Below are 19,427 nucleotides of genomic sequence, written 5' to 3' on the forward strand. Positions count from 1 at the left end.
TCCCTTCGAGGTAATGAAGCCGGACAACCCGGCGGCATGGGCCAGGCTGATTTTTCGGCCAGTATGGCAGTTGTTGACAGCCAGCGGCGCAGTTAACGACGAAAGCCCTGTAGAACCGGGCCTCAATCAAGAAAAATTTACGGATTCCCTGACTGAGAAGTGGATGTGTATACCCAACTTCGGGCATGAGCCGGTAGAATGGTGGTCCTGTCGTATTTTTAGTCTTGATGTCACATGCCACTCCTTGCCCCATCAGCCAGGAGATTTTGCTGTACCCGGTTTTTTAATAAGTGGGCTGAGGCCTTTTTTCTGCTGCCTGTTATTTGTTCTGGTAGCGCCACTTCACGTTTTCGAGGGTTTTTCGTTGGCAGTCAGCAATCTGGAAATGCATGCGTTGTTTGTTCTGGGTGATTTGCGGGCACGTTTGGTCAAACTGTTCCAGTCCCGCTTTGTGTACGTTACCGAGCAGAACGCTGAAGGTATTTACATCGCTGAAATCGATACTGAATCAGCGCTGGTGGTAGATGACAAGCCAGGTCTGGGGCTCAAGGTCGGTGATCATTTTCGCGCAGCAGTCTTGCCCAGCCGCGAAGGTGGCAAGTTCGAAATCAAATTTCGCGATATCAAAATGACGATCTACGGCATCGGTGACTACGCCTATGTCAGCTCGCCTCTGGGCGAAGGTATCGTGTTCAAGGAAGGTCAGACCGTGATGCTGATCTTCGCAGCCCAGGAGCAGCTCAAGGAAGGCCTGAGCAAGACCCTCAAGGCCGTGACCGCCAAAGCGGCCAAATGGCCCAAGGGCGAGCTGGCGTTCAAGGCCAGCAAAGAGTGACCTAAACCTGAGCAAAACACCTGTTGCAGTTGACGAGTAGAACGAGGCTACGTCCGGCGGCGAAGCCGTCGTAAACCCGGTGAGCCGGGTTTGACTGGCAGAACGCAGTGCCTGTTTTGGGGCTGCTGCGCAGCACAACGCAGCCTCGCTCCTACGCCAGCAGCTACAGAATCACTGCAACTGTGGGAGCGAGCTGCAACAGAGTCTCTCCAGAGACTGCCAGCTCACGTTTTTCGGGATTTTTCGTACAGGTTTGTCAATTGCTGCGTGACGGTTGAGGCCTGCTTGATCTTGTTTGTTTAACTGATACGTTGAGTACATATCCGGCATTTGTGTCTAACTGAGACTATGGTTTCGACCTTACGTCGAGTCCGTACAGAAGGACCCAAAAGGAACCAAAAGGTCCTCGCCCCATCGTACGGCCTTCGCTGCGCTCAGGTTCCCTCGCTCCGGACCTGCTCCGTGGGCACGCCGCCACGGGCCATTCATGGCCCCGTCGCGGCTCTCCCGGTATCCATGCCGGTCGACCCACTCCTCAGCACCTCCTCTCGGCCTCCCGGGAGGGCTGGCAGATCAAAAACACTGCGCCCCGAGGCGGCCGACCGGCCTGTTCGGTTCGCGTGTACTGCGCAATCTCTGTAGATAATCTGTTGCAGGTCAAGCCCTATTGTGGGAGCGAGCCTGCTCGCGAACGACCTTCGCGAGCAGGCTCGCTCCCACAGTTGCAGTGTTCCTGTAGCAGCAGCCTTCGTTCCTCGGCAGCTACAGGGACAGTTACCCCATCCCTCAAACAGCCTAACCCTTACGGACGATGTTCAAGGCCCGGCCCCGTCTGATTATCGCGATCACTTTCAACCAGTGTGCGAGGGACCGCGAGCATGGGCGCTTTTGTCTTGTCATCGGCTGTGCAACGCTGCGCCGAGCAGTTGATGGCCCGGCGCAAAGCCTTGCTCGGCTTTTTTCTGTTGCTCACCCTGGCCTTGGGCTACAGCGCCACCCAGGTTCGCCTGGACCCCGGTTTCAACAAGCAGATACCGGTGCGCCATGCCTACATGATCAACTTCCTGGACTTCAGCCGTATCTTTACCGGCGCCAATCGCCTGCTGGTCAGCGTGCACTGGAAAGGCGAGGGGGATATCTATAACCCCGAGTTTCTCCAGACCCTGCAAAACGTCACCGATGACGTGTTTTATCTCTCCGGGGTCAGCCGCCCCAGCGTCACCTCGCTGTTTACCCCCAACGTGCGCTATATCGAAATCACTGAAGACGGCTATGTCGGTGATCTGGTGGTGCCGCCGCAATACGCCGCCACCCCCGCAGATTTGCAACAGGTACGCAGTAATGCCGCACGCTCCGGGCAGATCGGCCGGCTGCTGGCCAATGACCTCAAATCCGCGCTGGTGCGCGCTGACCTGCAGGACATCGATCCGAAGACCGGCCAGCCCGTAAGCTACATACAAATTGCCCGTGGCCTGGAAGACATCCGCGCCAAATACGCCAGCGACGATATCGAAATCAATATCGTGGGCTTTGCCAAACTGGTCGGCGACGTGGTCGAAGGGCTGAACACGGTGATGGGCTTTTTTGCCATCGCATTTCTGATCACCGCTGCGCTGCTGTGGTTGTATTCACGCTCGTTGCGCCTGACCCTGGTGGCGCTGTTTGTCGCCTTGCTGCCGGTGATCTGGTTGCTTGGCCTGCTGCCGTTGCTGGGCCTGGGTATCGACCCGATGTCGATTCTGGTGCCGTTCCTGATCTTCTCCATCGGTGTGTCCCACGCCGTGCAAATGACCAACGCCTGGAAGCAGGAAGTGCTCGCCGGGAGTGATTCGGTGAGTGCGGCCAAGGTGGCCTTCAGCAAGATTTTCATTCCCGGTGCGCTGGCGTTATTGATGAACGCCCTGGGTTTCGGGGTGATCATGCTGATCGATATCCCCATCGTCCACGAGCTGGGCGTCACGGCCTGTATCGGTGTGATGCTGATGATCATCACCAACAAAATCGTTCTGCCGCTGCTCATCGCCCATCTGCAACTCGAGCCGCACCTGATGACGGCCAGGGCGCGCATTGCCAGCTCGCGTCACCCCCTGTGGTGGCGATTGTCGGCGCTGGCCACACCGGGACCGGCACTCTGGGTGTTTGCCCTGAGCCTGCTGCTGCTGGCGGCAGGCGCGATCAAGGCCCGCGAACTGGCCACTGGTGATATCGGCACCGGCGCGCCGGAGCTGCGGGCCGACTCGCGCTACAACCAGGACAACCAGAAAATCATCAGCAGTTACGCCATCGGCCTGGATGTGCTTTCGGTGTTTCTGACCATTCGCGATCGCAGTGAAGCCTGCCTGGACCCGGCCGTCATGCGAGCGGTGGAAACATTCGACTTCAAGATGCGTGAAGTCCGCGGCGTGCAATCGGTGCAGAGCGTAGCGGGGATGAGCAAGCAGGTGATTGCCGGCAACAACGAAGGCAACCCGCGCTGGGCGGCCATCCCCGGTTCCGCCCAGGGCTTGCAACAGGGCGCCTACGCCTATTCACCGGACTCGGGGCTGGTGACGGACGGCTGCCAGAAAATGCAGATCCTGGTGTTCCTGACCGACCACGAAGGCGCCACCGTGGCCCATGTGCTGGATGAGGCCAGGCGCATTATCGCTGCGATTGCCGTGCCGGGGGTGGAGTTCAAGCTGGCGGGGGGCAATATCGGCGTGATGGCGGCGTCCAATGAAGCGGTCAAGCAGGCCGAAGTGGTGATGCTGGCGGCGTTGTTTGTGTCGGTGGCGCTGTTCTGCCTGCTGACCTTTCGCTCGGTGCGCGCAGTGCTGTGCATTCTGGTGCCCTTGGCGATTGTCGCGGTGCTGTGCAATGCACTGATGGCCCTGCTGGGTATTGGCCTCAAGGTCGCGACCTTGCCGGTAATGGCGCTGGGTGTGGGGGTAGGGGTGGACTACGGCATCTATCTGTACGAGCGCATCGAGCATGAGATGGCCGCGGGGCATGACCTGCGCGAAGCCTTCTACCGCGCCATGTGCCAGCGCGGCACGGCGGCGGTGTTTACCGCGCTGACCATGTCGCTGGGGGTGTGCACCTGGGTGTTTGCGCCCCTCAAGTTCCAGGCCGACATGGGTGTGCTGTTGGCCTTCATGTTTATGGTCAACGTGCTGGGGGCGATCTTCCTGCTGCCGGCACTGGCTGCGTGGTTCAACCTGGGCAAGCCGCTGGTGGAACCCGCGATGCTCACGATTGCGCAATCAGCCAGAGCGTGAGTGGGCGCCAGGTTTCAGGTGGGAGCGGGCTTGCTCGCGATTCAGGCGCCGCGATGTATCAGCCAGACCACGTCGATCCAATCGCGGGCACGCCCGCTCCCACCAGTAAATGTGCATGACCAATAAAAAGGAGAACTCCATGGGACGCATCACCCATATGGGCGGCTGGCTGTCAGTTGCCCTGGCATTGCAAGGTTACAGTGCTCTGGCGCTGGCCCAGGCCCCTGCCGACCAGATCACCCGGCTGGGCAAGGACCTGACCTGCGTCGGCGCCGAAAAGGCGGGCAACGCCGCAGGGACCATCCCTGCTTTTGGCGGCCAATGGCTGGGCGCGGCACCGGGGATGAAGTTCGAGGGCACGGGCAAGCATCCCGTAGACCCTTACCCCAACGAAAAGCCGCTGTTTGTGATCACCGCGCAAAACCTCAGTCAGTACGACGGGCACTTGTCCGAGGGGCAAAAGGCCCTGTTCAAACTCTATCCGCAAACATTCCGCATGCCGGTTTACCCTTCGCACCGTGACTTTCGTTTTTCTGACACGGTGTGCAAGGCCACCCTGGAAAATGCCTCGGTCGCCAAACTGGTCGACGACGGCGAAGGCGTGGTTGCCCGCACTGGCGGCGTGGCATTTCCCATTCCGCAAAATGGTATCGAGCTGCTGAAAAATGCCTCGCTGTTTACCGTGCGTGCCTGGACCGAGGAATACACCTCGGATAACGCCTATGTGCTCAAGGACGGCAATATCAACTGGGGCCGCGTGCACTCGCGCAATATGGCGCCGGGGCTGGAGCCGGGCAAGATTGGCGACACGGTGGGCAATTCGTCTTTCTACCTTAACGAAACCCTGCTGCCACAGCGCGACAAGGGTGAAATCAACACCGGTACCGAGTACTGGAACGACAAGACCGAGCCGCGCCAGAGCTGGCGCTACGATCCGGGTACGCGGCGTGTGCGGCAGTCGCCGGGTTACGGTTTTGACATGGCCTTTCCGGGCTCCGGCGGTTCGATCACCGTCGACGAAGTACGCATCTTCAACGGCTCGGCCCAGCGCTATAACTGGAACATCGTCGGTAAAAAAGAGCTGTATATCCCTTACAACACCGCGCGCCTGCACGCCGGTGACCTGAAGTACGCGAGCATGCTCACTCCCGGTCATATCAACCCCGACAACATGCGTTACGAACTGCATCGCGTGTGGGTGCTCGAAGGTGTGCTCAAGCCGGGTAACCGCCATCTGTACGGCAAGCGCACGCTGTATATCGACGAAGACAGCTGGTTCCCGATCATGGGTGACAACTACGACAACCGCGGCGAGTTGTGGCGCACCTCGATGGTCAATTACTTCTATGCCCCGGAAACGCAAACCTGGCAGGCCGGTGTTGGCCTGTATCACGACCTGAACGCTGGCAGTTATCTGGCCTTCAACCTGATCAACGAACAACGCAACGGCTATGTGCTGAACAAAGGCGGTTTTGCTGCTGGCGATTTTGGCCCCGAAGCGGCACGTCGGGCCGGCAAGTAACGCCCTGACGCCATCCTGCTGTCTGCCACGGGCCCTGCCTGTGCGCAGGTGGCCGGGCGGAGCAAAACAACAATAACAAGGAGCAAGGCATGTTCAAGCAATACACGCGTGTTGTCGGGACCGGTTTATTGTCGGGGCTGAGCGGTCTGGCCCTGGCGGCACCTACCCTCGAGCTGGGCGAAAACACCACCCTCGACTCTTCTCTGACCGTCAACTACACGGCCTCGATGCGTACCGCAAAACCGGATCACGAATACCTGAACAACATCAACTACGATGATGCCACGCGCAACTTCAAGCGCGGCTCGCTGATCAACAACCGGGTCAGCGTATTTGGCGAGTTGATGCTCAAGCACGACAACCTCGGCGCCGTGGTGCGCGGCAGTCATTTCTATGACGAGGTCTACCACCAGCGCAACGACAACGACTCACCGGACACGGTGAACAAGACCGGACGCTACAACGACTTCAGCCAGGACACGCGCAAACTCAGCGGCAGCAAGGCGCGGCTGCTGGATGCTTATGTGTATGGCGACTTTACCGTCAATGACGACCAGTACCTGTCACTAAAGGCCGGGCGACATCTGGTGGCCTGGGGCGAGAGCCTGTTCTGGCCCAACATCAGCCAGGGCCAGGCACCGGTGGATTCGACCAAGTTCAACGTGCCCGGCACCGAAGCCAAGGATGCCTACTTGCCGGTGGGGCAGATATCGGGCGCGTGGTCGGTGAACGAAGACCTGACCCTGCTCGGGTTCTACCAGTACAAGTGGGAAGAAACCCAGCTCAACCCCGTGGGCGACTACTTTGGCAGCGATACCTTTGGCCCGGGGGCCGAGTTCTTCCGGCTCGCCCCGGGCATCGTCGACCACCTGCCCAACGGGGCCGCAGTCGGCTACGGTGGCTCGGTCAAACCGGGCGACAGCGGCGAGTGGGGTCTGGGCACCCGATACCGGGTGACGCAAAACACCGAGGTCGGCCTGTTTCATTACCGTTATCACGACCGCGTCCCGGCACTGTTCTTCGACTTTACCGGGCAGACCCATTACTCATCCCTGAACAAAGTGGGTGGCAACGGCAATGGCCCGAGTTACCAGCTGGGTTACTTTGACAACATCAAGCTCACCGGCATCAGTTTCACCACCAAAGCCGGTGATTCGGTGCAATTCGCCGGTGACCTGAGCTATCGCGACGGCGCGGCGGTGTACCTGAGCAACGGTGCGCCGGCGCGGGGGCAGGTGTGGCAGGGAAACCTGAATGCCGTGTACATGATCGGGCCGACGTTTATGGCGCAGCAGACCACCCTGATGACCGAGGTGGTGCACCAGCGCATCCAGGGCGTGGATGACCTGACCATTAGCGGTGGCGGGGCGGGCACGGACGGGACTTTCAATAAATATGTGTATGACGGTCAAACACGGGGTTCAAGCCTGTTGGGGATCGGCGCCTATTTCGATCACCCCAGCGTATTCAACGGCTGGGACTTGACCACCAAGGCCACCTGGACCCAGAACATTGACGGCAGTGCCTATTCGGGGTTGGGCCGTGCTGAAAAGCGTCTGACAGTGGGTGGTGATTTCAAGTACCTGGGCAACTTTCAGCTGGGGCTGACTTATGTGGCGTATTTGAGTTCGGCCGATATTGCCCAGGGACGGACAATGGCGGATCGGGATTACCTGTCGTTCAATGGCAAGTACACCTTTTGACCCGGGCCCTCACGGCAACCCTCTCCCGGAGGGAGAGGGGCGGGATGAGAGGGCTTGTGATTCTCAGCCCGTCTACCGGGCCTCCCGCGGCATCCCCAGCGCTCGTTCGGCAATGATATTGCGCTGAATCTCATTACTGCCGCCATAAAGGGTATCCGCACGGGTAAACAGAAACAGCGCCTGCAACCGTGTCAGCTCATAAGGCGCCCCGGCCAGCAACTCGGCCTCTGGCCCCAGTACATCCATCGCCAGCTTGCCCAGGGCCACATGCCAGGTCGACCAGGCCAGTTTGTAGATCGTCGCTTCAGGCCGCAGGCTGCCATCCTGTACCCCGGACAACATGCGCAACGAGTTGTAGCGCAACACCCGCAAGCCGCTCCAGGCCTGTGCGATGCGCTGGCGCAGCACCGGGTCTTGCGCCGCACCATTGGCCTTGGCAATACGCACCACTTCGTCCAACTCATTCTGAAACTGCATTTGCTGGCCCAGGGTCGATACCCCGCGTTCAAACCCCAGCAGCGCCATGGCGATTTTCCAGCCATCACCCGGTTGGCCGATCAGGTTGTCTGCCGAAGCCCGCGCCTGATCAAAAAAAACCTCGTTGAATTCACTGGTACCGGTCAATTGCCGGATCGGCTGTACCCGTATACCCGGCTGGTCCATCTCCACCAGCAAGAACGACAGGCCGCGATGGCCAACACTTCCCGGCTCGGTACGTGCCAGCACAAAGCACCAGTCCGACTCATGAGCCAGTGAGGTCCAGACCTTTTGCCCGCTGATCAACCATTGCCCGCGGTCTTCATCGAAGCTGGCGCGGGTCTTTATATTGGCCAGGTCCGACCCGGCACCCGGTTCGGAGTAGCCCTGACACCAAAAGTGCTGGCCCGCCAGTATCGGCGGCAAAAAACGTTGCTGCTGTTCCTGGCTGCCAAAGGCCGCAATCGTCGGCCCTACCAGCCCTTCGCCGATATGGCCCATACGTCCCGGACCACCCGCCCTTGCGTACTCTTCGAAAAAGATCACTTGCTGGCTGATGCTCAAGCCACGGCCGCCATGCTCGGTGGCCCAGCCAGCACCCACCCAGTGGCCTTGGGCCAAGACCTGTTCCCAGCGCTTGCGCAACCCTGGAGCAAAGTCCTCATCCCCCGGGCCACCGCGAAAGCGCAAAGCTGCAAAGTCACCGCTCAGGTGCTGCTGCATCCACTGCGCAACCTGTTGGCGAAACTGCTCATCTGCTGCGCTAAAACCGATATTCATGTGCACTCTCCGAAAATCTGCCGGGCCAATTGCTCGCGATGAAACGCCGGGGGGCCGAGCATCTGCTCACTGGCCCGGGCTCGCTTGAAATACAGATGCGGGTCGTATTCCCAGGTAAAACCCACGCCACCGTGCAACTGGATGGACTCGGCGGCACACAGGAAAAAGCCTTCGCTGGCAAAAATTTTCGCAGTGGCCGCGGCTTCCCCAAGTTGCTCACGGATACCCGGATCACCATCGATATTCAGGCACTCGGCGGCAATGCAGGCAGCGTAGTAACTGGCCGAGCGCGCGCATTCGATGGCCAGCATCAAATCGGCACAGCGGTGCTTGATGGCCTGGAAACTGGCGATAGTGCGACCAAATTGTTCGCGGCCGCTGATATAGGCCAGAGTGATGTCCAGCGACTGCTGTGCGCCACCGGTCTGCTCGGCCGCCAGGCCAACACAGGCTATCTGCAGCACATCGCGCAGCATCGGCCAGCCTTGCCCGGGTTCGCTGAGCAACTGATCGTCGTGGACGACTACATCGTTCAGGGTGATGGTAGCCAGGCGGCGGGTCTGATCCAGTGTCGGTTGCCACTGGCAAACAATCCCGGGAGTATCGGCAGGCAGTGCAAACAGGCGGATACCGGCTTCGCCGACGCTGCCCGGCGTGCGTGCGGCAATGATCAACAGCTGGCAATCGCTACCATCGATCACATAGTGATACTCGCCATTGAGGCGATAACCCCCCGCATGGCTCTGCGCATACACCTGCACGCCGCTGTCGTCCCAGCGAGGCGCGCTGGTGTAGGCGAGGCTGGCGCGAATCTCACCGGCGGCAATCAACGGCAGCCAGCGTTCCTTGAGTGCTTCATTGCGACTGAGCAGCAGGGCAGGGGTGGCCAGGCAGCAGGTTGCAAAAAATGGTGTGGGCAGCAGGCAGCGCCCGAGCTGTTCCTGGAGCAGACTAACTTCGACAAAGCCCAGGCCAAGACCTCCATAGGCCTCGGGGATCGCCAGTGCGGGCCAATACAGCTCCCTGGCCATTCGCGCCCAGGTAGCGGTGTCGTACCCCTGATCGCTGGTCATGGCCGTGCGCACCGCAGCGGAGCTGGCCACTTGGTTCAAAAAACGTTCGGCGGATGCCTGAATCATTCGCTGTTCGTCTGTCAGGGCAAGCTCCATATGGGCCTCGTCGTAAAAATACGGATCAAGGCGCCAGCATGAAAGCGCGCAGCACGGGTGCAATCCCTGAGCCGGACTAGTCCGTTTGAGGGCTCGGCATCACACGTCGGAATCCCAGACTACCGTGATATTCCCGGAATACTTGCCTTGCTCGGACAACATCTGCAGGACATGCTGCCTTTGTATTTCAAAATGCAGCATGGATGGCTTGTTATCGACATAGTGCGTGGACTTGAACAGCAGTCCAGTTGAAGCCCTCAGGGGTTCTCGAGAAACCGAGGAGTCATCATCATTGCCGATGCCATTGGGCATGCTGACCAGAACATCGACTGGAACTGCGTGGCCGCTGCTGGTATTGCTGATTGCGCAGGTATCGCCTACCAACCGGTCACAGGCCAGTTGCATCTTGAAACGTGAGCTGGCAGAAATCATGAAAGGCTGATCCCGAAAAAGTTTCTCGGGCGTGCGGCCATTTTGCATCCATTCTTGCCAACTACCCTTGGGTGTCAGTTCTACTTTATTGCCGCCGGGTGGAGTATCCACTTTAAGGGTGTGCTGGACATTAAGCAGGAATTTGATCGTGAGTATATTGTCGCTGGGGAGCATATTGTCTCCCATGTCAATGTCTTGGTAAGGCCCCACGGTATAGTTGATTTCACCATTATAATCACCCGATGACATTCCGAGTGGGTTGGGCGTCTTCATTTCATAAGAGAAGTCCAGGGTTCGATAAGTGAAGTTGGGGATGTCGTACAGTGCTGCTCTACTACAGGTTGCTCCGGAAACAGGTGTTGTCCAGTAGATCGGGATTCCGAACCAGTTAGCGACGAATGTCGTCGCACCAATGCAGGTGCCAGCCCCCCGCCATAAATAACCGCCCACCCATAATTTATTGAGACCATCCGACCAGCTGCTTGCATTGGGTACCAAGGTATGGATGTTCTGTGGTTCGATAGATGTATATGTTCCAATGCCGGTGATACGAACCTGTAACTCTTCAGTTTCCAGCGTTTGAGCATGGGTGACAATCAGAGTACGCCAATCACTGTTTGCCCGAATCATCATGCCTTGCCTGGGATCTGGGTTGTTGGCAATTATCCGACTGGAGTTGCGAAAGGAAATAGGGGCGGAAATGCTGATAATGCCTTTATTGATGCAGGTTTGAGGCACGTAGCTGCAGTAGTGGCTATTGCTGGGTGTTTTGTTTGTGAATGTATTTCGGTGTGGAAGTGCCGGGTCGGGCTTGAACTCGGCCCGCACATTGACGTTCGCAGCATATACAGGCTCAAGAAGGCCAGGTATCAATACAAAGATGGCCAATACACAAGTTTGCCAATATATTGAGAATGGTACGTTATTCAAACGTGTGGGGTTGTGGTCAATGACAGAGGCCCTGGAGGGTTTAATCTTCATGCTATTACCTGGGTGCTGTTTATTGAGCTGCAGAAGGCGTCGGCCCATCAAACATGATTTGGACACTGCCAAAGTATGCCCCTGGCTTAAAACCTGTTTCAGGCTTGATCGCCTCGATTCGTAAGGGAACCCTGTAACCCGTTTTGGCTTCGTTGTCGGGCACGACCACTGTGTCGGTCAGCGCAAGTTCGTGGCCATTGAACTTGATCCGCAGGCTGATCAGATCCCGTCCGTTGGACAGCATTGATTCATGGCCCAGGCGTGCGGTAATGGCGCCACTGCGACTGCGTACATCGAATGATGCCTGCAGGGGCTCCAGATACCCGCGGGCAAGGTTCCACTTCATTATTTGTGTGCGCTCAAGAAACTGCGACTCCACGGGCAATATATAGAAGTCCGGGGTCGGAATAGTGACACTCACTTCAAAGATGTGTTCTTCGCGCGCTGCAAACCCCGCTTGCATCCAGAGTGCCAGGCTTGCCGCGACAGTCAGGCATGAGATTTTGCACGCAGATAGATGCATCAGCCTTTAACCTCCATGGGTTTATTGTTACTGCCCTCAATCAGGATAAAGCGATAATGACGGCCAACTTTTTTGGTAAAGCTGAACAGGCGACCCGGCAAGATATGGTTTTTGGTAACGGGCTCGCACTCCAGCGGGTTCTGGACGGAGCAGTCTTTGAATTCATCAAGCAGCATGATGGTATTGCCGTTGTTTTTGACTGAGTACTGTTGTGCGGTGTCGTTTATCTGGGTATCAAAACCGGCGTTTTCAGGGCGTACAAAAAAGAAGGTGCCATAGCCTGCGAGCACGTTGATCCCGGCCGACAGGGTCTTTTTATAGGCGTCGGTTTCTTCGGTGGAAAGGGCAAATTCATCTTCTTTTTCCGGCACGACCGGCACAAAACGCACGCGAAAGTACCGCTCTTGGTCTCGTATCCCCTTGAACAGCAGGCGGGTGCCCTGGGTGCCGCTGGCAGGGATTATCAGCCGTGCCGGGCTGGCGATCAGGCCATCACGCATGGCTGCATTGCCTTGGGTTTTCAGTGGTACTTCTTCTGAAGTGCCGTCGGCTTTGTAGACTATCTCCAGTATGGAAACGCGAACAAAGGCGGTGCTGCCGCCGCCGTTATACACCCGCTTCAAATAGGTGCTTTTATCGCCATCCATATAGTCAAAGACGGTTCCAACGTTGATACTGGGGCCCGCGATGGCACTCAATGAGATAACCCATAGACTGAGTATGGCACTTGCAAGTTTCATGGTAAGTTCCTGTTTTCTCTATTGACTACCCGGGAGCCTTAAACTTCTGAATCCCAGATGATGGTCACATTTCCTTTATAGGTGCCTGCCTGGTCGAGCATTTCATTCACGTATTTCTTTTCGATTTCGAAGTGCAGTACCCCGGTTTTTCCATCCACATATCGGCTGGGCTGGAACAGTTCAGTACCCTGGCCGCTTGTAAGCAAGGGCTTACGGGTGATCGAAGCGCCGTTTGAATCGGTAATGCCGCCGGGCAGACTGACAAATATATTGATCGGCACGTTGTGGCTCACGTTGTTGCTGAGTGCGCAGGTGTCGCCCATGACTCTTTCGCAGCTCAACAGCATCTTGAAACGTGAACTGGCGGAAACACTAAAGGATTGGTCGCTGGCAAGTGTTTCCGGTACTCGAGCTATGAGCAACCATTGGTACCAGCCGCCTTTGGGAACCAGCTCGACCCTATTACCGCCCGGGGGGATATCAACTTTTAAGGTGTGCTGAACGTTCAGGTTAAAATTGAGATTCAGCACGGAGCTGTTAGGGATCAACAAATCACCCATGTCGAAATCCTGGTAAGGCCCTATTGTGTAAGCCAAGTTTCCGGAATAGTCACCTGCTGACATGCCTAATGGATCAGGTGTATTTAATTCGTAGGCGAAGTCCAAAGAGTGGTATGCCAACTTTGGGATGTTGTAAAGTGCCTTTTTGGCACAGATTACATCGGCCTCCGGTGCTCCCCAAAAGAACCAAAAATTTCCACCGGTGTAGAGGGGCGTCGATTTTCTGGTGCAGGGTGACGGCGGTATCGACCAGTTACTTCCGGACCACAGTTTGTTATGCCCGTCTCCCCAGCTTGTCGCACCAGGAACCAGGGTGTGTACGGTGTCGGGGTCAATGCTCAGTACTGTACCAAAACCGGTTATACGGATCTTCACTTCCTCTGTTTCCAGAGTCTGGTTGTGCCTGACGGTTAATGTCCGCCATGCTCCCGGGATTGTCACCATCGCACCTTGACGCGGATCTGTGTGATTGGCTACTACAGGCACCGCAGACCTGAAAACTACGGGGGCGGCGATGCCGAACACGCCTTTGGAAGCGCAGTCAGCAGGGTTGTAATAGCAATATTGACCGGTATTCGGTGTTTTATTCGTAAATACATTGCGATTGGGAAAGGCGGGGTCAGGTTTGAACTCTGCATTTATTGTTATCTCTACCCCGTGAGTATTGGGCGGGGCAACAAGGCCACAAACAAAAATCAATACAATACCGGCAGCGGTTTTTGCCATCCGATTTAGCCTGCGGCTTTGTACCAGACTCAATAAACACTTTACGTTGAAGTCCGCTAGATTGTTCCGCTTCATCCTGCTGCCTCAACATTATTAGCCGATTCAGCCAACGTGTCGGGATGGCAACGCAGGTCGCCGATTTCCAGCACATTGTTTTGCAACAGGGTTTTGTTTATCTCGATACGGAACTGGCAGAGCAATGTTTCATCCTTGCGTACTTCCAGAGTGGGGGTGCCGGCGTTCATTTCCATTGAGAAGAAACCGTCTACTTCGCTGATGCCGCGGCTGGTGGGGTTGATGATGTGATGACCCTTGAGCGGGTTGCCGTCCGCGTCAATCAAGCGGCCAAGCACGGTGACGGTATTCACCACGTTGATCTTGCGATAGCCCACGCCGCCTTTATTCAGGTGATAACGGGCGCGAGGTGGCTGGATCGCAGCGGCGGGCACGTGGTTGCCCTGAAAGTCGAAACTGACTGAGCTGCTCTCGTACGCGGTGAGGGGAATATAGTTGCGGCCGGGGCGCAGCATGGTGCTGCCACCGCTGAGGTCATCGGCACGCAAGGCAATGTTGGCGATATCGGACTCGACGTCGACGATCATTCCGGCCCCGCGCCCGGAGGGCTCACTGCTCATGGCCATGGTCAAGCCGCTCAGGGCGATGGTGCTGTCCAGGTTAAGGCCACCGCTCAGGTAGCCGTTATAAGACGAGCGTTGTACAAAGGTATCGGCGCTGAGGCTGTCGGTCAGGAAGGTGGCCCGGCCATTGACGCCCACTCCGTAGGTATCGGTACTTGCGGTGGCAGCCACGCTTTGCAGGACGTGGCCTTCGATATTTTTGCTGTAACTGAGGGAGGCATTGTTGTCACGCTCACCGTCCCGGCCGGTGCGTGACCCCAGGCTGGCTGACCAGCGTTCACCCGGGCCGCCGAGGGCCAGGCTGATGCTCAGGTCGACCCCGCGATTGCGCTTGTTGCCGGAACTGAGGCTGCCGGGTCGATCAAAGACCGATAAACGCCAGTTACCGTCGCTGCCAAACAGGTGCGTGGGTTGCGCCCAGCCCACGTCCAGGCCGTAGCCGCGGCTATAGCCATTGCTGTGGGAGAGGCGGGCACTCAAGGTGCTTTGCAGGCCGAAGCGATGGTTCAGGGACAGGGCGGTAGTGCTGGTCTGGCCCACATAGCTGGACTTTGTGCGCAGGCGCGTGCCGTCCGGCAGGGTTTCGTAGGTGTTACGGGTGTCGAGCCAGCTGCGGTTGTGGTTGAACACGACATTGCCGAGGCCGTAGTGGTATTGGCCGTTAAGGTCGACACCGGTGCCGTAGCTTTGAGTCTTGTAAAGATTGGCATAAAAGGTGAGATTGCTGGCCAGCGTCCAGTCAATGGCGGTGCCCCATTGCATCCTGTTTTTTACCTGGCGCGCAGACAGACCCAGGATGGCACGCGGGTGCAGCAGGTAATTGAGCGAGGCGCCGGCGGTCATGTCGCCGGTGGCCTGGTCGTCCCAGTTGCTCAGCAGTTTGCTTTCGCGTCCGGCGAACAGGTTATAGCGCCATGGGTCGTCGTAGTTGCGCCAGTTGGACGGTTTATAGATCAGCTCCGAAGACGTGCTGCTAACTCGGCCGTCTTCGACCAGGCGAACCTCGACTTCGTAAATACCGCTGGGCAAGGGGCGGGTATCGAGGCTCTGCAAACCGGCGGCAACCAGTTGGGAATTGATCAACAGGCCGTTGCGGTAGATTTGTGCCGTTGCCGGACGACTGGCGGTGACATACACCGGGTATACGCCGGGTTTGGCTTGATCGATGACCAGGCTGTCGGAACTGCCATACATGATGCCCACTGTGGTATCGGGGCTGGCGCCAAAAGTGCGAATTTGCCGGGTCAAACCTTCGGAGCCTGGAGTGAAATAGCCCAGGCGCAGAAATGTACCTTCCAGTTCACGCTGGGTGTGGGCTTCATAGACAGCATGTTTGAGCTGACTTTGGTCCGGACCATCCATGCGTGTGAGTTGCAGGTTGAGCGTTTGGCTCCAGTGGCCGATGCTGCCGCTGGCCTCCAGGCCATAACGACCGTCAACTTGCTCTCGCTGGCCGGCGGTGAGGTTTAGCTGATTGCGCACAATCAAACCGCCGCTGCCGCCGCTGGGCAGTTCGTGATAGCGGCTCTTCTGATAATCCTGTTCCGCCCTGGCGGTCAGCAACGAGACCATGGAGTTTTCCAGGTTGTAATGAACCGCCATTAACTGTTCGGGGCATTTGCCAGTGCAGGCTCCCAGTTGCACTCCTTGCTGGAGAAACTCCGACCAGGTGTCGCGCTCACTGGCCGGAATCTGGCTGGCGTTGAAGTCGGTGAACTCAAGGAGGGTCAGACGATCATCGCGGGTCAGTACGACCATGGCTTCACCCACCAGTTGCGAGTTGCGCTCGACCTGAACGGCCAGCGGTACATCGAAAAGGTGCTCTTCGAAGTCAGCCGGCAAGCCTTTGGCCTGGGCAAGCAAACTTCGGGGTGTACTGACTTCTGCGGCTGCCATTGATGCTGCAGGGAACAACAAGGCCAGCGTCACCGCGATGCGAGTCATCGGGAACATAAACGCAATACTCTAATAACGGACAGTCAATCCAGAAGAGGCGCCCGGTCGAAAACCGACCGGGCGCGGGTATCGCCAGATGAATCAACGGTGTTGGCAGATCAGGGGGTGGGTGGCGTGCTGTCGAACATCACGGTAAATGCGGTACTGAAATTGCCAGAGGCACCTGTTGGTATGGCGCCAGCAGATACCTCCAGCTCTGCAGTACCGCCTGCGGCGGAGGCGGGGGCGGTTGCCACCTCCAGGGCTGCAGCCGTAAGGGTCACACCGTTGAATTTGGTGGTCAGAGGGATGTTGTGCGCGGTGTTACCGTTGAACAGCGCCCGTGGCCCGCCATCGATATACGCGCGCAATGCACCGCCTGTGCTCTTGTAGGTGAAGTTTTCACGAAGGCTGTTGATTTTGTTTTGGCCGATGTCATAGCCCATTACTTCAGCCTGACCGAAGGTCGGGCTAGAGGCTTGTGCATAGAAAGCAGTGCTTGGAACAGTGGCGCTGATATTAATCTGGGTACTTGTACTGTCGGCAGCCCATGCACTGGAAACACCGAACACCATTACTGCCGCAGCAACCAGAGCGGTTTTGTTTATTAACATTTTGTTTACCTGTTGTATAATAGGTGTAAAGGAACATGCATTTGTGGAAACAGAGTGTTTTCCAATCGGCCGAGGATGATTAAGTTTGAATTCCGTCCAGATATCTGGCGTTTGTCATCAGGCTGGAATGGGCTTTCGACCCCCGGCTGGTCAAGCTGGATCAGAATATTAGAATTTCAGGATGGTTAAAGTAGCCAAGTGCGAACGTTTAAGTGGCTTTGGTCTTGCGATCTTGCGGCTTTCTTCCTTTGATAGTTGAGTGAATAATCCTGCTTGTATGAGTTCCTCCTGTAAGTGCAGGCTATGGCAACAAGTTGTATTGTTTGAGCTTTGTTATTTTCTGCTGGGGCGGCTGATCTGTTTTTATAAGAGAGTGCTGTGTTGTTTGAGTGAAATATCCAAGTGAAACGTAAGTTCATTAGTTCTTATGGCGTAGGGTGTGATTAATTAATGATGATTGATCGCTGCCGCGGTCATTTACTTGTGGCTATAAGGGCGTGCGCCTGTGGCTCTGTGTCTTATGTTTAGTCTCAACGGACGATGATCCGCCTCGCGCGCCTTCCCATACTGCTCCCATGGTTTTTTTGCCAATCCAGGAGCACATGTGAACAGCGCAGCCCATACCGCATTTCAGACCAGTATCGACGCGGGCGTCGCTGAACTGGTGATCGACCGGCCACCGGTCAATGCCCTCGACAGCCAGGAATGGCTCGATCTGGCACGTACTCTCGAAGCATTGGGACAAGACCCGCAAGTGCGAGTCATCGTGATCCGCTCCGAGGGCCGTGGCTTCTGCGCCGGGGTCGATATCAAGGAACTGGACGCCCACCCCGAACGTATCGTGACCGTCAATGCCGGCAACTACGCCACCTTCAAGGCCATTCACCGCAATCCGGTGCCGGTGATTGTTGCCGTGCATGGCTATGTGCTGGGTGGCGGGATCGGTATTACCGGCGCTGCCGATATTGTCGTTGCCTCCGATTGCGCCAGTTTTGCCTTACCCGAAGTGGATCGCGGCGCCATGGGCGGCGGGGCGCATTTGCAGCGTCTGTTCCCGGTGCAGAAAGTCCGTTATCTGTTTTTGACCGGCGACAAGATCAGTGCCGTTGACGCCCAGCAATACGGCTTTATCGAGCGCGTGGTGCCCCTTGAGCAATTGCGTGAAACCGCGCTGCAAATTGCCCGCAAGATCGCCAGCAAAAGCCCGGACATGATCCGCATCGCCAAGGAGGCCCTGAACGGTATCGAAGACGGCAACCTGGAAGACAAATACCGCTGGGAACAGGGGTTCACGCTGCAGGCCTACAACAGCACGGACTCCGCCGAAACCCGCCGCGCATTCGTTGAAAAACGCGACGCCAACTTCTGAGGAGCTGACGATGGATCTGACCTACTCCCCCAAACAAAAGGCCTTTCGCCAGGAGGTGCGCCAATGGCTGGCGGACAACCTGCCGACCACGCCGCTGGCCAGCTACGATACCCGCGAGGGCTTCGAGCAACACCGCCAGTGGGAAGCCAAATTATTCGAAAACCGTCTGTCGATGGTCATGTGGCCCACCGAGCTGGGCGGGCGCGGCTGCGACCTGATCGAGTGGCTGATTTTCGAAGAGGAATATTACGGCGCCGGCGGGCCGATGCGGGTCAATCAGAACGGCCAGCTGTTGCTCGGCCCGACGCTGATGGAGTTCGGCACCGAGGCGCAAAAACTGCGTTTCCTGCCGCGCATGGCCGCCAGTACCGACATGTGGGCCCAGGGCTGGTCCGAACCGAACGCAGGTTCCGACATGGCCGCTATCACCAGCAAGGCCACCCGCGATGGCGACAGCTACGTGCTCAACGGCCAGAAAACCTGGTCCACACGAGCGATTTTTGCCGACTGGCTGTTCGGCCTGTTCCGTAGCGATCCGTCGTCCAGCCGCCATCACGGGCTGTCCTTCGTGATGGTGCCGCTCAATGCACCGGGTGTCACCGTACGCCCGATCAAGGCCCTGAACGGCAAGGATGCGTTTGCCGAAGTGTTCTTTGATGACGTGCGCATCCCGCTGGAAAACCGTATTGGCGATGAAGGCCAGGGCTGGCATGTGGCAATGGCCACTGCCGGCTTCGAGCGAGGTCTGCTGCTGCGTTCCCCGGCCCGTTTTCAATACACGGCGCGCAAATTGGTGGAGCTGTACCAGGCCAACCGCGCCAGCGCCGATCGTGATCCTAGCCTTGGCGAGGCGGTGTGCAAGGCCTGGTCGGACGCCCAGGCTTACGCCCTGTCTGCGTACCACACCGTGGGCCGCCTGAGCCGCGGGGCACAGATTGGCGCCGAGTCGAGCACCAACAAAATATTCTGGTCGGAGCTGGATCTGCGCATGCACGAAACCGCCATGCGCATTCTCGGCGCCAGTGGCGAGCTGACCGGTCAATCGGTGGGCGGCTACAGCTGGCTGGACGGCTTTTTGTTCGCCCAGGCCGGGCCCATTTACGCCGGCACCAACGAGATCCAGCGCAACATTATCGCCGAGCGCATGCTCGGCCTGCCGAAGTGAG

14 protein-coding genes are annotated in these 19,427 nt (G+C 57.5%); 6 read left to right on the plus strand and 8 right to left on the minus strand.

Going from position 1 to position 19,427, the window contains the following annotated elements:
* Nucleotides 1–364 precede the first annotated feature (364 nt).
* From ACP7BE_RS01545 to ACP7BE_RS01560, 4 genes are all read left to right on the plus strand, one after another.
* Nucleotides 365–835 carry a hypothetical protein gene (locus ACP7BE_RS01545; RefSeq protein WP_095002401.1) on the plus strand — a complete coding sequence of 157 codons (471 nt, stop codon included), beginning with the start codon at nucleotides 365–367 and terminating at the stop codon, nucleotides 833–835.
* An 878-nt stretch (nucleotides 836–1,713) separates the two neighbouring features.
* Entirely contained in the window at nucleotides 1,714–4,092 is a 2,379-nt protein-coding gene (locus tag ACP7BE_RS01550) for an efflux RND transporter permease subunit (RefSeq protein ID WP_095002402.1), read from the plus strand.
* A gap of 139 nt (nucleotides 4,093–4,231) precedes the next feature.
* Complete coding sequence (locus ACP7BE_RS01555; protein ID WP_095002403.1) at nucleotides 4,232–5,614, plus strand: DUF1329 domain-containing protein; 1,383 nt, start codon at nucleotides 4,232–4,234, stop codon at nucleotides 5,612–5,614.
* Nucleotides 5,615–5,703: 89 nt separating this feature from the next.
* The gene (locus ACP7BE_RS01560) at nucleotides 5,704–7,317 is read left to right on the plus strand and encodes a DUF1302 domain-containing protein (RefSeq protein ID WP_095002404.1); all 1,614 of its coding nucleotides are present in this window, start codon (nucleotides 5,704–5,706) and stop codon (nucleotides 7,315–7,317) included.
* A 72-nt stretch (nucleotides 7,318–7,389) separates the two neighbouring features.
* On the opposite strand, the gene ACP7BE_RS01565 is transcribed toward ACP7BE_RS01560, so the two are convergent.
* The 8 genes from ACP7BE_RS01565 to ACP7BE_RS01600 all read right to left on the minus strand — a co-directional run bounded on the left by ACP7BE_RS01565 (nucleotide 7,390) and on the right by ACP7BE_RS01600 (nucleotide 16,892).
* Entirely contained in the window at nucleotides 7,390–8,574 is a 1,185-nt protein-coding gene (locus ACP7BE_RS01565) for an acyl-CoA dehydrogenase family protein (RefSeq protein ID WP_095018862.1), read from the minus strand.
* Complete coding sequence (locus tag ACP7BE_RS01570; RefSeq protein WP_426104408.1) at nucleotides 8,571–9,743, minus strand: acyl-CoA dehydrogenase family protein; 1,173 nt, start codon at nucleotides 9,741–9,743, stop codon at nucleotides 8,571–8,573. Before ACP7BE_RS01570 ends, ACP7BE_RS01565 begins: the two co-directional genes overlap by 4 nt.
* A 99-nt stretch (nucleotides 9,744–9,842) precedes the next feature.
* Entirely contained in the window at nucleotides 9,843–11,156 is a 1,314-nt protein-coding gene (locus tag ACP7BE_RS01575) for a hypothetical protein (RefSeq protein WP_426104410.1), read from the minus strand.
* A gap of 19 nt (nucleotides 11,157–11,175) precedes the next feature.
* Nucleotides 11,176–11,679, minus strand: a complete 504-nt coding sequence (locus ACP7BE_RS01580) for a CS1 type fimbrial major subunit (protein ID WP_252342316.1) — start codon at nucleotides 11,677–11,679, stop codon at nucleotides 11,176–11,178.
* Complete coding sequence (locus tag ACP7BE_RS01585) at nucleotides 11,679–12,419, minus strand: molecular chaperone (protein ID WP_426104412.1); 741 nt, start codon at nucleotides 12,417–12,419, stop codon at nucleotides 11,679–11,681. Before ACP7BE_RS01585 ends, ACP7BE_RS01580 begins: the two co-directional genes overlap by 1 nt.
* Before the next feature lie 38 nt (nucleotides 12,420–12,457).
* The gene (locus ACP7BE_RS01590) at nucleotides 12,458–13,705 is read right to left on the minus strand and encodes a hypothetical protein (RefSeq protein WP_252342317.1); all 1,248 of its coding nucleotides are present in this window, start codon (nucleotides 13,703–13,705) and stop codon (nucleotides 12,458–12,460) included.
* A gap of 71 nt (nucleotides 13,706–13,776) precedes the next feature.
* Nucleotides 13,777–16,296 (minus strand): CS1-pili formation C-terminal domain-containing protein, encoded by a 2,520-nt coding sequence (locus ACP7BE_RS01595; RefSeq protein WP_095002409.1) that lies wholly within the window; start codon nucleotides 16,294–16,296, stop codon nucleotides 13,777–13,779.
* 101 nt (nucleotides 16,297–16,397) lie between these two features.
* Nucleotides 16,398–16,892, minus strand: coding sequence for a CS1 type fimbrial major subunit (locus ACP7BE_RS01600; protein ID WP_232527604.1), 495 nt, complete (start codon nucleotides 16,890–16,892; stop codon nucleotides 16,398–16,400).
* A gap of 604 nt (nucleotides 16,893–17,496) precedes the next feature.
* Between ACP7BE_RS01600 and ACP7BE_RS01605 the strand changes: the two genes are divergently transcribed.
* Both ACP7BE_RS01605 and ACP7BE_RS01610 read left to right on the plus strand, forming a co-directional pair.
* The gene (locus ACP7BE_RS01605; RefSeq protein WP_095018868.1) at nucleotides 17,497–18,261 is read left to right on the plus strand and encodes an enoyl-CoA hydratase family protein; all 765 of its coding nucleotides are present in this window, start codon (nucleotides 17,497–17,499) and stop codon (nucleotides 18,259–18,261) included.
* Between the two features lie 10 nt (nucleotides 18,262–18,271).
* The gene (locus ACP7BE_RS01610) at nucleotides 18,272–19,426 is read left to right on the plus strand and encodes an acyl-CoA dehydrogenase family protein (protein WP_095021350.1); all 1,155 of its coding nucleotides are present in this window, start codon (nucleotides 18,272–18,274) and stop codon (nucleotides 19,424–19,426) included.
* Nucleotide 19,427 lies beyond the last annotated feature (1 nt).

The sequence above is a fragment of the Pseudomonas sp. TWR1-1-3 genome, from assembly GCF_049896805.1.
GTDB classification, from domain to species: domain Bacteria; phylum Pseudomonadota; class Gammaproteobacteria; order Pseudomonadales; family Pseudomonadaceae; genus Aquipseudomonas; species Aquipseudomonas bubulae.

Excerpts from the sequence above, each read along its gene's own strand:
- ACP7BE_RS01550 (WP_095002402.1), top strand. The coding sequence starts at position 1,714 with ATGGGCGCTTTTGTCTTGTCATCGGCTGTGCAACGCTGCGCCGAGCAG.
- ACP7BE_RS01555 (WP_095002403.1), top strand. The coding sequence starts at position 4,232 with ATGGGACGCATCACCCATATGGGCGGCTGGCTGTCAGTTGCCCTGGCA.
- ACP7BE_RS01560 (WP_095002404.1), top strand. The coding sequence starts at position 5,704 with ATGTTCAAGCAATACACGCGTGTTGTCGGGACCGGTTTATTGTCGGGG.
- ACP7BE_RS01565 (WP_095018862.1), bottom strand. The coding sequence starts at position 8,574 with ATGAATATCGGTTTTAGCGCAGCAGATGAGCAGTTTCGCCAACAGGTT.
- ACP7BE_RS01570 (WP_426104408.1), bottom strand. The coding sequence starts at position 9,743 with ATGGAGCTTGCCCTGACAGACGAACAGCGAATGATTCAGGCATCCGCC.
- ACP7BE_RS01575 (WP_426104410.1), bottom strand. The coding sequence starts at position 11,156 with ATGAAGATTAAACCCTCCAGGGCCTCTGTCATTGACCACAACCCCACA.
- ACP7BE_RS01580 (WP_252342316.1), bottom strand. The coding sequence starts at position 11,679 with ATGCATCTATCTGCGTGCAAAATCTCATGCCTGACTGTCGCGGCAAGC.
- ACP7BE_RS01585 (WP_426104412.1), bottom strand. The coding sequence starts at position 12,419 with ATGAAACTTGCAAGTGCCATACTCAGTCTATGGGTTATCTCATTGAGT.
- ACP7BE_RS01590 (WP_252342317.1), bottom strand. The coding sequence starts at position 13,705 with ATGGCAAAAACCGCTGCCGGTATTGTATTGATTTTTGTTTGTGGCCTT.
- ACP7BE_RS01595 (WP_095002409.1), bottom strand. The coding sequence starts at position 16,296 with ATGTTCCCGATGACTCGCATCGCGGTGACGCTGGCCTTGTTGTTCCCT.
- ACP7BE_RS01600 (WP_232527604.1), bottom strand. The coding sequence starts at position 16,892 with ATGTTAATAAACAAAACCGCTCTGGTTGCTGCGGCAGTAATGGTGTTC.
- ACP7BE_RS01610 (WP_095021350.1), top strand. The coding sequence starts at position 18,272 with ATGGATCTGACCTACTCCCCCAAACAAAAGGCCTTTCGCCAGGAGGTG.